We start from the raw sequence: 12,270 nt of genomic DNA on the forward strand, positions 1-12,270 counted from the left end.
ATGAGCGATAGCGACGATCGCTTATAAATGAACGCGGCGGTGGCGCGCGCCTCCGAGCGCCCTGTGGGCGCGAGGAGCACGCGCGAGGGAGTCGCTGGCGCCGACGGCGCCAGCGACGAGGCTGGGGAGGCGTGAGGTGCGGGGCGGTGCTGTGCGGGGTGGGACTCAAAGGGGCAGCCGCGCTCGGCGAACCCCAGCGATGCAAGGACCGCAGGGAGGGAGCGTTAGCGACCGACTGAGGACCGCAGCGAGCTGTGGGAGCCGAGCGCGGCTGGGGCTTTGGAAGTGTTCACTCTAGCACTGTCGCTCGCCGATAAATAGCCGACAGCAACACCACTCGATCACGTATAAACAACCACTCCACCATCTCGCTATACCCACTCCCGCTATCAATCGCTGCGCGTCTGTATCGAACGCAACCGGATCCGAACCTAACGCCTGACGGTTGATTCAACGAAGGTGACTATCCCTTAAAAACCGGCGGAACCCCGTCTGAGAATACGTATCGCAGACACCTCGGCGGAACGAATATGCCGCTGCTGTCCTAATTCGATCTGTATCAGTGATAGTGTGTACCACTCGTATGATCCACCTCCGGCGGGACGGCATGCACCCGGACCGGATCGGCGCGCGACCGGATCGGATCGCCACACGTGGACCGCGATCCGTGGTCCGTGCCGACGGCGACCATGACTGACCCAGGGGAGACGGGGCCGCTGGGGGCGAGCGTGGGCGAGGGCGACGCGGAGGGCGACTCGAAGCTGCTCGCCTCGGGCGACGGCTCCGCGGAGAGAGCCGCGATGGAGCCCGCGGCGGTGGCCGCGCTCGGCGTGCGCGGCGGCCGCACTCCCGACACTATTTAATACGGGCATCTTGTAGTTTCGGCCGTAATGTCGGAAGTCTGCTCGACGTGCGGACTGCCCCAGGAACTCTGCGTCTGCGAGGACGTCGCGAAAGAGTCCCAGCAGATCAGCATCCGCATCGACGAGCGCAGGTACGGTAAGGAGGTAACGGTCATCGAAGGATTCGATCCGAAGGACGTTGACATGAGCTCCCTCTCGTCGGATCTCAAGTCGAAGTTCGCCTGCGGCGGCACCGTCGAGGACGGCGCCATCGAGCTGCAGGGGAACCACTCGGGTCGCGTGGAGGACTTCCTCCGCGACAAGGGCTTCAACGTCGCGTGACCGTCACCTAACCGTCCGCCGTCGAGCGGTTTGCAGTTTTCGTCTCACGGCTTTTTAAGCAGCCTTCTTCGGTGAGCGACGGCGCTGTCGCTCGCGACCATATCGGCCTGCGTTTTAAACGAACATCACCGCCCGCCCGACGACGAAGGCGACCGCTGCGAGGAACGTCCCGTATTTAAACCGCTGCTGTGCCGCCGTCGGATCGGCGAACGCCTCGTAGCAGGCGTACAGCATGACCGCGTCCGCGACCGCGACGAGGAGGAGGTAGGCGCCGCCGAACGTCCCGGAGAGGTACGGGAGCGGGCTGGCGGCGACGGCGACGGCGAGCGAGCCGGTCGCGACCCACAGCGACCGCCGCTCGCCGATCGCGACGGGGAGCGTCCGGAGCCCCTCTTCGCGGTCGCCGACAACGTCCTCGACGTCTTTGATCACCTCGCGGGCGAACGTCGAAAGGCCCGCGAGCAGCGCGAGCGCGACGACCGCGGCGGGGCGGCCGACCGCGGCGCCGCCGAACAGGAAGGTGGAGCCCACGAGGTACGAGACGAGGGCGTTGCCGAGCCCCGGCGTCCCCTTGAAAATCGTCGTGTAGGTGACGAGGGCGACGAGGTTGATCCCGGCGATGGCGAGCGCCAGCCGCGGGAGCGCCAGCGCGAGCGCGACGGCGGCCGCGAACCAGACGCCGGCGATCCCGAGCGCGCCTCGCGGCGAGACCGCGCCTCGCGGAATCGGGCGACCGGGCTGGTTGATCGCGTCGATCTCGCGGTCGAAGTAGTCGTTGATCGCGTTGCCGGCGGCGACCGCGAACGCGGTGGTGACCGCGGCGATCGCCGCCGGGGCGAGCGCGTCCCCGGCGCCGGCGACGAACGCGCCGGTCGCGGTGAGGACCGCGGCGGCGACGCAGTTGCCCGGGCGTGCCAGTTCGAGGACTCCGCGTGCTGTCTCGCGCACGTCGTCTCCGACCACCGCGGCGCGGCACATAAACGGCGCGTTCTCGGACACTGAGGATCCGCCGAGCGTCTAAGCCGACTGGCGGGCAAGCGACCCCATGGCCGAAGCCGTAGGGGACGGACGCCGCCTCCGCGTCGACCTCGACATCGATCCGAGCGACGACTGGGACTGCCCGATCGTCTCCGAGGCCCCCGACGCGAGCGACGTGACCGTCAACGCGGTGGGCCACGAGTGCACTGTCGACGTGCAACCGACCGACGAGGACGGCTTGGTGCGCGCCCGCGGCGAGGTCTCCGACGACTGTCTCTGTCAGATCTTTCAGGGGTTCGGCTGCGTCCCGCACGTTCAGCGCGTCGAAGACGGGACGATGCTCGTGACCACCTACGTCGGCGACCGGGACACGGTCCGCGACGTGGTCGGAGAGCTCAAGGAGGTCCTCGATCACGTCCGTCTGGTCCGGCTCGCGGTCGTCGAGGGGCCGGAGGCGACCGAGCAGGTGACGTTCGACCTCTCCGCGCTCACGCCGAAGCAGCGGGAGGGGCTCGAACTCGCGGTGGTCCGCGGGTACTTCGACGACGACCGCGACGTGGGGCTCGGCGAGCTGGCCGCCGAACTCGACATCAGCAAGTCCGCGCTCTCACAGCGGCTCCGGACCGCGCAGGCGAAGCTCGTCACCGACGTGTTCGACGAGGTCGAGGGGTAAGTTCCGTGGAGTTTGTTTTTAAAATCATCCATCGGTAAAGCGTGGCACGGAGGGGGCCGGAGACCGATCGTCGATCCATGAGCGACTTCCAAACCGATCCCCAACTCCCGACGGAAAACGACCCCGGACCCGACACAGGGGAGAGGGCAGACGCGCTCGTCCCTCTCCCCGTACACGACGAGGCGACCGTCGAACTCGTCCGCGACGCGATCGGCGTCGCTCGCGGCGAGCTCTCCGACGAGCGCTTCTCCGAGAAGTACGGTACCGCAGAAGAGTCGTCGGACGAACGCGATCCCTCGACGATCGGCGTCAACGGCGACAGTCCCGATCGATAGCTCGGTCCGACCGGTAGCTCAGTCCGCGTCGGCCGCGGAGCCACCCTGAATCCGGCTCAACGCCGAGTTTCCGTCGCGTTCGGCCTCGGTAAGGTAACACTTCGGGTCGGGCGCGAAGGGGTCGTCGTGGGCCGCCAGCGCACGGAGCCGCGACCCGCCGCGGCAGACGCTCTTGTACGCGCAGTCGGCGCACTTCCCGGAAAGGCGGCCCTCGCGCTCCCGGAGCGCTCCGAGCAGCGGATTCGACTCGTCCGACCAGATCGCGCCGAACGACCGGTCCCGGACGTTCCCGGGCGAGTACCCCTGCCAGAACTGCGTGAGGTGGACGTTGCCGACGGGGTCCACGTCGGCGACGCGCTCACCGGTGGGGTCGCCGCCGTTGCGTTGGAGGTATCGGTAGATGAGTTCCGCGCGATCGGTCCCCATCTCGCGGTCGGCGTACTCGACGAGGTGGCCCGCGTCGGCGTAGTTGCCGACGAGCAGCGTCTCGATCTCCTCGCCCGACTCGTGGTACTCGCGGGTGAGGTCACACAGGTCGGTGACGGCCTTCCGGGTCGCCTCGGGGCTCAGGTCCACGTCGGAGATGTCGGCGCCGCGCCCGCCGTAGTCGAGGTGGTAGAAGCAGAACCGGTCGACGCCCACGTCGACGAGCAGGTCGACGACGCCCGCCAGGTCCTCGACGTTGTGCTCGGTGATCGTGTAGCGGAGCCCCGTCTTGAGCCCCACGTCGAGACACGCCTCGATCCCCCGGACGGCGGCGTCGAAGGCGCCCTCCTCGCCCCGGATGCGGTCGTTGCGCTCGGGGAGGCCGTCGACCGAGACGCCCGCGTACTTGAGGCCGGCCTCCTTCAGCTCGCGGGCGCGCTCGCGGGTCAGGAGGGTCCCGTTCGTCGAGAGCACGGGCCGGACCCCGCTGTCGGCGGCGTGGGCGACCAGCTTCGGGAGGTCCTCGCGGACGAGCGGCTCCCCCCCGGAGAACAGGAGGACCGGCACGCCGAACTCCGCGAGGTCGTCGATGAGCGACTTTCCCTCCGCGGTCGACAGCTCGTTCGGCGCCCCCTCTTGGTCGGCCGCGGCGTAGCAGTGCTCGCAGTAGAGGTTACACCGCTTCGTGGTGTTCCAGACGACGACCGGGCGCTCCTGTTTATCGTCCGTGATCTGCGGCTCCTTCGACCCGTCGGCCGCGTCGTACCGGAGCCCGTCGCTCTCGGCGTCGAGCCCGCAGAGGAGCTTGCTGACCGAGATCATCGGGACCCCTCCGCGTCGTCGGTGTCGGCCGCGTCGGCCGCAGGCGCCCCGCCGCACGAGACCGTCGGGGTTCCCTCGGTCTCCTCGTAGACGCGCGGCTCGTCGGCGTCGCCCTCGGCGTCCGCCTCGTCCCCCTCCTCGTCCGCGAGCGACTCGGCCGAATACCGATGCGTCTCGTCGGCGGGACACACCCACACGTCGCGGGCGTACCACGCGAAGAGCTTGCTCGCCTCTTCGTGGGCGGCGTCGGGTGTCGGCGCGGCGACGGTGCCGACGTGACGGAGCGGGTCCGCCTCCTCCTCGCGGACGAACACCTCGAAGCGTCGGCCGTCCGCGGAGCGCGCCCCGTCCGATCCGCCGGTTCGGTCCGTCTTCTCGACCATACCCGGGGTACGCATGGCCCACCGAACCCGGTTTCGAGGGTTCCCACGGCCGCGAAACGCGCCCGAACACGTTCGGACACCGGACTGATAAATCGTCATTCGGTATATCAAATCGGAGCACCACGGCGGAACCGCGCCGAAGGGCGCGCACAGATTCGACGGCGAACGGGCGGTCGCGCTCGTGCCGCGGCGAATCGGGGCTACCCGTTAATAGCCATCCAGCCCCTATCGCCCGGTATGCGCGAACTCGTCTTCGCCCTCGAGTACGAACCGGGGCGCAACAGGGTGGCCGACGCGCTGGCCGACCACCCCGGCGCCCGGGTTCGGTCGTTATCGGTGCACGCCACCGACGACCACCTTTGGCGCGTCGACCACGCGGCCGGCGCCCCGGCCGCGCTCGACGACGTCGAGGCCGCCTTCCTCGACGGCGACTACTACGCCGACTGCCTCGCGGCCGAGCACTGCGGCGCGACTCAGACCACCCGCGTCATCGACCGCACCGACGACGCGCTGGTGTTGTACACCGACTGGGAGCCCACGCCCGCCTGCGCGTCCGTGCCGCACATCGCTCGCGACCACCTCGGGGAGAGCGCCCTGTTCGAGACGCGCCACGAGGGGCGCCACTACACGTGGCGGCTCATCCACTCCGGCGAGGGCGACGTGAGCGCGTTCTTCGACGCCCTCCGAGACGCCGTCGGCGACGCCGCGCGGACCGAACTGCTCAAGACGGCGAGCGTCTCGGGCGCGACCGGCGGGTCGGGAGCGGACGGCGACGAGATCGGCCTCAGCCCCGAGCAAGAGGCCGCGCTCAGGGCCGCCGTCGAACACGGCTACTACGAGTCCCCGCGCGAAGTCGACGTGGGCGGTCTGGCCGACCACCTCGACGTGCCGCGGTCGACGCTCACCTACCGGCTCCGCCAGGCCGAAGAGCGCCTCGCGAAGGCGCACGTCGCCGAGGGGCGGGTCGTCGACGCCGCGCCGGGACCGGAGTGAGACGGCAGCGGTCGGAGTCATCCGGTGCGATTGATCCTTGTGTATTGGAATATTCCAACTAAGGCTTATCGAGATACGGCCCCTCTCTGCACGTAATGAGAGACGGCTCAAGCGGAAGCGGCGGAGGCGACGGCGACGGCTCCGATACTGACAGTGGCCGCCGGGAGCTGACCGCCGGCCTCGCGGTCCCCGAGATGGACTGTCCCTCCTGTGCCGGCAAGGTCGACAACGCGCTCGGGCGCCTCGACGGCGTAACGGACACGGTGCTCAACCCGACCGCCGGGACGGCGACGGTGACGTACGATCCCGAGGTCGTCGACGAGGACGACGTGGTCGCGGCGATCGAGGGCGCCGGTTACGAGGTCGCCGGCGGGCGGTCGAAGGGCGGGGAAAGCGACGCCGACGCCGAAGGCACCGCAGGCGACGGCGCTGATTCCGGTGGCGTCGCCGTCGCGCCCCCCGCCGAGGTCTGGACGACGCCGCGCGCGAAGAAGACGTGGCTGGGCGCGGTGCTCGTGGTCGCCGGGCTCCTGTTCGAGTTCGTCCTGACCGGGCAGAACCCCGCGGTGGCGAGCGTGCTCGGGTACCCGATCCGCCTCTCGGGCGCCCTGTTCCTCGGCGCGGTCGCGGCGAGTGGGATCCCCGTCATCCGCGACGGCTACTACTCGGCGCGCAACCGGAGCCTCGACATCGACCTGCTGATGGGGACGGCGATCGTCGCGGCGACGGGGATCGGCTACTTCGTCGAGGCCGCCACGCTCGCGGTCCTCTTCAGCGTCGCCGAGCTGCTGGAGGACTACGCGATGGACCGCGCCCGCGACTCCCTGCGCGAGCTGATGGAGCTGTCGCCGGACGAGGCCACGGTCAGACGAGACGGCGAAGAGGAGACCGTCCCGGCCGACGACGTGGCAGTCGGCGAGACCGTGGTCGTCCGGCCGGGCGAGAAGGTCCCGCTCGACGGGACCGTGACCGAGGGCGAGAGCGCGGTCGACGAGTCGCCGATCACGGGCGAGAGCGTCCCCGTTGACAAGGTCCCCGGCGACGAGGCGTTCGCGGGCGCGATAAACGAGGAGGGGTACCTCGAGATCGAGGTGACTTCGACCGCGGGCGACTCGACGCTCGCGCGGATCATCGAACTGGTACAGGGCGCGCAGGCCGAGAAGACAGAGACCGAGCGGTTCGTCGATCGCTTCGCGGGGTACTACACGCCGGTCGTGGTCGTGCTGGCGATCCTGACGGCCGCGCTGCCGCCGCTTCTCATCGCGGAGCCGATCGCGGTCGACGTGGCCGGCTACGGGGTCACGTTCGCCGCGGACTGGGGGACATGGTTCGTCCGTGGGCTCACGCTCCTGGTGATCGCGTGTCCCTGCGCATTCGTCATCTCGACGCCCGTCTCGGTCGTCTCCGGGATCACGAGCGCGGCGAAGAACGGCGTGCTCATCAAGGGCGGCAACCACCTCGAAGCGATGGGCGACGTCGACGCCGTCGCGCTCGACAAGACCGGGACGCTCACTAGGGGCGAGCTGGCCGTCACCGACCTGCTTCCGCTGGGCGACGCCGACGAGGCGACCCTGCTGCGCCGGGCCGCGGCGCTGGAGCGCCGGAGCGAGCACCCGATCGCGACCGCGGTCCTCGACCGCGCCGAACGCGCGGGCGTGAACGACCTCCCCGAGCCGACCGGGTTCGAGAGCCTGACCGGGAAGGGGATCCGCGCCGAGATCGGCGGCGAGACGTACTACGCGGGAAAGCCGGCGCTGTTCGAGGAGCTCGGCTTCGACCTGTCGCGGGCGCGGGCGGAGACCGACGGCGGGGTCGTGGCCGAAGGCGATCCGGACGCCGCCGACACCGCCACCGGCGCATTCGCCGAGGGCGCGCTCGCCGCGCTGGAACGCGAGGGGAAGACGGTGGTGCTCGTCGGGACGGCGACGGAGCTGACCGGAGCGGTCGCCGTCGCCGACGAGGTGCGGCCCGACTCGAAGCGAGCGGTCGAGCGCCTCCGAGAGCTCGGCGTGGAGCGCGTCGTCATGCTAACCGGCGACAACGAGGGAACCGCGCGGGCGATCGCCGAGCAGGTCGGGGTCGACGAGTACCGCGCCGACCTCCTGCCGGAGGAGAAGGTGGACGCGATCGAGTCGCTGCAGGCCGCGTACGGCGAGGTGGCGATGGTCGGCGACGGGATCAACGACGCACCCGCGCTGGCGACCGCCGAGGTCGGGATCGCGATGGGCGCCGCGGGGACGGATACCGCCCTCGAGACCGCCGACATCGCGCTGATGGGTGACGACGTGGCGAAGCTCCCGTACCTGTACGCGCTCTCACACACCGCCAACGGCGTCATCCGCCAGAACGTCTGGGCGAGCCTCGGCGTGAAGGCCCTGCTCGCGCTGGGCGTGCCGCTGGGACTGGTGAGTGTCGCGATGGCGGTCGTCGTCGGCGACATGGGGATGAGCCTCGGCGTCACCGGCAACGCGATGCGGCTCTCTGGCATCGAGCCCGAGTCGTTCGAGTAGGGGAGAGAGGAGAAGCGGGTCGATGCTGGAGCGGCGCAACGCGGGAACAGACATGAACAATTATTAAGGATGCGCACATCGGGGTGAGTGTGCCACCCGTAGTACACTGCTGACCCAGGCTCGGAATCGGAGACGGCGATCGGCCCCGAGGGTCCGAGCACGTACGAGACGAGCATCGAGACGGAGACGGCGTCGCCCGACGACGCGGCAGACGGCGACGAGGAGATCGACGATCTGCCGACCGCCGCCGAGGCGGTCGCGCAGTGCGCGGGGACGTTCGACGCGGCGGACACCGATCGGCTCCCGAACGGGACCGGGCGGTGGAACGCCTACGCCGGGTCGTGTCACGGCGGGGACTGACCCGCTCCGCGCCCGGACCCTTTTAGGCGACGAGGCGAGTAGTCGCGAGCGGCCGATGACGATGCACCGCTCCGAGCTGCCTCGGCACCAGCGATGACGAGCCCTATGAGTGCCGAGGCCAGCTTTCTATCCACACATTTGCGAGAAGAAGTGAACGAACGTCATAGAATCGCGTCTGCCACCCTCTGAGAGAGGACAGTCGTAGTCAAGAGGCGAATAGAGTACACTCTGAGCGTTGAGGGTAGCTCAGCATGTAGGCTTTTAACAAGCCAGCTCTTTGACCTGTTGTATATGGGTCCCGAGGCGGAAGCACGCGAGGAAATTGACCAGATGTTAGAGTCTGCGGGATGGGAGGTTCAGGACTACGGGGATCACAATCTTGGTGCTAACAATGGTGAGGTTGTTCTTAGAGAGTTCCAAATCGGGATGGATGCTGCGGATTACGTTCTCTTTCTTGACAGGCAAGCAGTTGGTGTTATTGAGGCAAAGCCAAAGGGAACCACACTCTCGGGCGTTGAGGAGCAATCGAGGCGGTACGCTGAAAGTTTCCCAGAAGACCTGTACCCGATTGAACTACCACTCCCATTCGTCTATGAAAGCACGAGCGTCGAGACGTACTTCCGGGACTTTCGGGACGACGAGTCTCGGTCGAGGGAACTCTTCTGGTTCCACAAGCCAGCGGAACTTCGAGAGCTACTGAGTCGTGAAGACACACTAAGAAATCAGTTGAGGCAGTTACCGGAGTTGGAGCGTGGGAGCCTACGAGACGCACAGTTTGAAGCAATACAGCAATTAGAGAAATCGCTCGCTAAGGCTCGTCCGCGCTCACTAATTCAGATGGCTACTGGGAGTGGGAAAACCTACATGGCCGTTAAGCAGTGTTATCGGCTGATCAAGCATGCGAACGCCAAGAAAATCTTGTTCTTGGTTGACCGCAAAAACCTAGGAAAGAACGCTGATACCGAATTCCAGCAGTTCGACACTCCGACTGGACGGAAGTTCACAGAAGAGTACAATGTCCAACGGTTTCAGTCGGGTCACATCGATCCTGCGAGCAAGGTCTGTATTTCGACCATCCAGCGGATGTACTCGATTCTACAGGGCGAGGACATAGAAGAAGAAGAGGAGAAAACGTCCCAGTTCGAGAAAGGAGACGAAGACAGCCATGAGGAACAAAAGGAAGTTGAGTATAATCCAGACGTGCCGATTACGGAATTCGACTTCATCATTATTGATGAGTGCCACCGTTCGATATACAACAAATGGCGGCAGGTACTCGACTACTTCGACTCTTTCCTCATCGGGCTAACTGCGACTCCCGCAAAACACACGTTGGGATTCTTCAATCAAAACCTGGTGACGGAGTACCCCCAAGAGCGCGCGGTTGCTGATGGTGTGAACGTCGGGTATGACGTTTACAGCATCCGCACCAGGGCAACGGAAGAGGGAGATGTCCTCGAAGCAGGATACACGGTCGGTAAACGAGATAAGCTGACCCGTGAGGAGAAGTGGGAACAGCTCGACGATACGATGGACTACCGGGCGAGTCAGCTGGACCGGGATGTCGTCAAACCGGATCAGATACGAACTGTGATGGAATCGTTCCGGGATAATCTCGGCAGCATGTTTCCCCGTCGTAACGAGGCTGTTCCGAAAACGCTCGTGTTCGCAAAGAACGATTCACACGCGGACGACATCGTTCGCATTACCCGCGAGGTGTTCGGGAAAGGAAACGATTTCTGTAAGAAAATTACCTATAAATCAGAGGCTGACCCAGAGGATCTCATCTCCGAGTTCCGGAATTCCTACAATCCACGAATCGTCGTGTCCGTGGATATGATTTCGACGGGCACGGATGTCAAACCCCTCGAATGTCTCATTTTCCTTCGAGACGTTAAATCGCGCACTTACTTCGAGCAGATGAAGGGGCGGGGAACACGAACGATCAGCAGCAATGACCTCCAGCAGGTCACCCCCGATGCTGAACACAAGACGCGATTCGTCCTCGTCGACGCGATTGGCGTGACCGAGAGTGACAAGACCGACTCTGAACCGCTCGATCGGGACCCGAGCGCCTCCTTTGAGGATATTCTTGAGGAAGTATCCCTGAACCCTAACCCGGACGACGACACACTCTCGACGCTGGCCGAACGGCTGTCGCGGCTGGACAAGGTGCTTGAAGGAGACGACGATCAGCGACGGGTCCTCGCTCAGAAGGGCGACGCCCCGTTACACACGATAATTAACGACTTACTCACCGCGACGAGCCAGGACGAACAGCTGGCGGCGGCAAGAGAGAAGTTCGACACAGAGGAGCCGAGCGAGGAACAGGTTGAGGAGGCGCGCCAGAACCTTGTCGAAGAAGCGAAGCAGCACTTCGATGATAGTGAGTTCCGAGAGACTCTTACCGAAATCAAAAAGAGAAATACGCAGTATATTGACCCAACTGCGGATGAAGTCATTGAGTTTGAGGCCGAACCAGAGAAGTCCCTGAACGCCGAGCAGACCGTCGACCGGTTCCGCGATTTCATTGCGGATAACAAAGACGAGATAACCGCACTCCAGATAATCTACAACCAACCTCACCGGCGGAAGGAGCTAACATACGAAAAGATCCGTGAACTTGCGGATACACTCACAGCACCCCCATATAACCTTAGGACCGAAGAGGTGTGGGAAGCCTATGAACAGTTAGAATCGTCGAAGGTGAAAGGAAAGAATGAAAAACAGTTATTGACAGACATTCTTTCGATAATTCGTTTTGAAATGGGGGAGACCGATCGGCTCGAACCTTTCGACTCGGAAGTGGATGAACGGTTTGAGGAGTGGCTCAGTAACCACACAGAGAATGGCGAGACCTTTTCACAACAGCAATTGGAATGGCTACATATGATGAAAGACCATATCGCCACCTCAGCCGCGATGGATAAATCTGATCTTCAGTTAGAACCGTTTAATCAACGTGGGGGCGTTTATAAGGCAAACGAGCTATTTGAGGGAGATGTCGGAGCATTAATTGAAGAGTTAAATGAAGCGTTAGTGGCGTGAACGAATGACAAGTAACCATCGAAAACAGATGTCGATATTAGAAAGGATACAAAAAGCGAGAGAAGATATTGGGATTGGACAAAAGAAGCTCAAAAACCCACCAGAACCAGAAAGAATCCCGGGAATACCAGACCACTGGGAGACTGCAACCTTAGGACAATTAGCATACAGCACCCGCTATGGGACCTCTGAAAAATGTGATTATGAATTTAATGGGTTCCCTGTTCTTAGAATACCAAACGTACGCGATGGGACATTGGAACTAGACGATATGAAATATACTGATGAAGATACCGATTTGAGTAATATTGATCCACTCAAACCGGGCGATCTTCTTATGATACGGACAAATGGCAGTAGCGACATAATTGGGCGGTAGTTGGATAGCGTGACCAGGATTCACCGGTTAGTGATGCCTCTCATCCTGATCTGAGTTCTTGCCCACCGAGGATGGACTGGAGCTGTTCAGGTGGATCAAGTCCTCGCCGTTTCCACGTCGCTAACATGGTTGTGATCGTCTCGTGAATCTGGACCCCTTCGGTTGAGGTTGTCGGGGAG

The 12,270-nt window shown here is 64.2% G+C and carries 11 protein-coding genes; 8 read left to right on the forward strand and 3 right to left on the reverse strand.

All coding sequences use genetic code 11. The features are described 5' to 3' along the window. The first annotated feature begins 689 nt into the window (after positions 1-689). Both ACP96_RS00925 and yciH read left to right on the forward strand, forming a co-directional pair. Positions 690-863 carry a hypothetical protein gene (locus ACP96_RS00925; RefSeq protein ID WP_202593895.1) on the forward strand — a complete coding sequence of 58 codons (174 nt, stop codon included), beginning with the start codon at positions 690-692 and terminating at the stop codon, positions 861-863. Positions 864-890: 27 nt separating this feature from the next. Next, positions 891-1,184, forward strand: coding sequence for a stress response translation initiation inhibitor YciH (gene yciH / locus ACP96_RS00930; protein WP_004046732.1), 294 nt, complete (start codon positions 891-893; stop codon positions 1,182-1,184). A 114-nt stretch (positions 1,185-1,298) separates the two neighbouring features. On the opposite strand, the gene ACP96_RS00935 is transcribed toward yciH, so the two are convergent. Then, positions 1,299-2,162 (reverse strand): geranylgeranylglycerol-phosphate geranylgeranyltransferase, encoded by an 864-nt coding sequence (locus tag ACP96_RS00935; RefSeq protein WP_202593896.1) that lies wholly within the window; start codon positions 2,160-2,162, stop codon positions 1,299-1,301. Positions 2,163-2,229: 67 nt separating this feature from the next. Between ACP96_RS00935 and ACP96_RS00940 the strand changes: the two genes are divergently transcribed. Both ACP96_RS00940 and ACP96_RS00945 read left to right on the forward strand, forming a co-directional pair. Continuing rightward, positions 2,230-2,835 carry a helix-turn-helix domain-containing protein gene (locus ACP96_RS00940; RefSeq protein WP_050026751.1) on the forward strand — a complete coding sequence of 202 codons (606 nt, stop codon included), beginning with the start codon at positions 2,230-2,232 and terminating at the stop codon, positions 2,833-2,835. 77 nt (positions 2,836-2,912) lie between these two features. Next, positions 2,913-3,170, forward strand: a complete 258-nt coding sequence (locus ACP96_RS00945) for a 4Fe-4S ferredoxin N-terminal domain-containing protein (RefSeq protein ID WP_050031765.1) — start codon at positions 2,913-2,915, stop codon at positions 3,168-3,170. 18 nt (positions 3,171-3,188) lie between these two features. Here the strand turns inward: ACP96_RS00945 and ACP96_RS00950 are convergent, their stop codons facing one another. Further along, complete coding sequence (locus ACP96_RS00950; RefSeq protein WP_050031766.1) at positions 3,189-4,418, reverse strand: TIGR04347 family pseudo-SAM/SPASM protein; 1,230 nt, start codon at positions 4,416-4,418, stop codon at positions 3,189-3,191. Further along, on the reverse strand, positions 4,415-4,801 hold the full coding sequence (locus ACP96_RS00955) for an Htur_1727 family rSAM-partnered candidate RiPP (RefSeq protein ID WP_050026756.1): 387 nt from the start codon (positions 4,799-4,801) through the stop codon (positions 4,415-4,417). The genes ACP96_RS00950 and ACP96_RS00955 overlap by 4 nt, the downstream gene beginning before the upstream one ends. 237 nt (positions 4,802-5,038) lie before the next feature. Between ACP96_RS00955 and ACP96_RS00960 the strand changes: the two genes are divergently transcribed. From ACP96_RS00960 to ACP96_RS18345, 4 genes are all read left to right on the forward strand, one after another. Beyond that, positions 5,039-5,794 (forward strand): helix-turn-helix domain-containing protein, encoded by a 756-nt coding sequence (locus ACP96_RS00960; protein ID WP_050031767.1) that lies wholly within the window; start codon positions 5,039-5,041, stop codon positions 5,792-5,794. A 95-nt stretch (positions 5,795-5,889) separates the two neighbouring features. Next, positions 5,890-8,304, forward strand: coding sequence for a heavy metal translocating P-type ATPase (locus ACP96_RS00965; RefSeq protein WP_050031768.1), 2,415 nt, complete (start codon positions 5,890-5,892; stop codon positions 8,302-8,304). A gap of 651 nt (positions 8,305-8,955) precedes the next feature. After that, complete coding sequence (locus ACP96_RS00970; protein WP_050031769.1) at positions 8,956-11,712, forward strand: type I restriction endonuclease subunit R; 2,757 nt, start codon at positions 8,956-8,958, stop codon at positions 11,710-11,712. Between the two features lie 4 nt (positions 11,713-11,716). Beyond that, the gene (locus ACP96_RS18345) at positions 11,717-12,091 is read left to right on the forward strand and encodes a hypothetical protein (protein WP_154020373.1); all 375 of its coding nucleotides are present in this window, start codon (positions 11,717-11,719) and stop codon (positions 12,089-12,091) included. The last annotated feature ends 179 nt before the right edge of the window (positions 12,092-12,270 follow it).

The sequence above is a fragment of the Halorubrum halophilum genome (assembly GCF_000739595.1).
Lineage (GTDB): Archaea > Halobacteriota > Halobacteria > Halobacteriales > Haloferacaceae > Halorubrum > Halorubrum halophilum.

Bases quoted from the DNA above. Each gene is read 5' to 3' on its own strand.
- ACP96_RS00925 (WP_202593895.1), top strand. From the start codon at position 690: ATGACTGACCCAGGGGAGACGGGGCCGCTGGGGGCGAGCGTGGGCGAG.
- ACP96_RS00935 (WP_202593896.1), bottom strand. From the start codon at position 2,162: ATGTGCCGCGCCGCGGTGGTCGGAGACGACGTGCGCGAGACAGCACGC.
- ACP96_RS00965 (WP_050031768.1), top strand. From the start codon at position 5,890: ATGAGAGACGGCTCAAGCGGAAGCGGCGGAGGCGACGGCGACGGCTCC.
- ACP96_RS00945 (WP_050031765.1), top strand. From the start codon at position 2,913: ATGAGCGACTTCCAAACCGATCCCCAACTCCCGACGGAAAACGACCCC.
- ACP96_RS00955 (WP_050026756.1), bottom strand. From the start codon at position 4,801: ATGGTCGAGAAGACGGACCGAACCGGCGGATCGGACGGGGCGCGCTCC.
- yciH (WP_004046732.1), top strand. From the start codon at position 891: ATGTCGGAAGTCTGCTCGACGTGCGGACTGCCCCAGGAACTCTGCGTC.
- ACP96_RS00960 (WP_050031767.1), top strand. From the start codon at position 5,039: ATGCGCGAACTCGTCTTCGCCCTCGAGTACGAACCGGGGCGCAACAGG.
- ACP96_RS18345 (WP_154020373.1), top strand. From the start codon at position 11,717: ATGACAAGTAACCATCGAAAACAGATGTCGATATTAGAAAGGATACAA.
- ACP96_RS00950 (WP_050031766.1), bottom strand. From the start codon at position 4,418: ATGATCTCGGTCAGCAAGCTCCTCTGCGGGCTCGACGCCGAGAGCGAC.
- ACP96_RS00970 (WP_050031769.1), top strand. From the start codon at position 8,956: ATGGGTCCCGAGGCGGAAGCACGCGAGGAAATTGACCAGATGTTAGAG.
- ACP96_RS00940 (WP_050026751.1), top strand. From the start codon at position 2,230: ATGGCCGAAGCCGTAGGGGACGGACGCCGCCTCCGCGTCGACCTCGAC.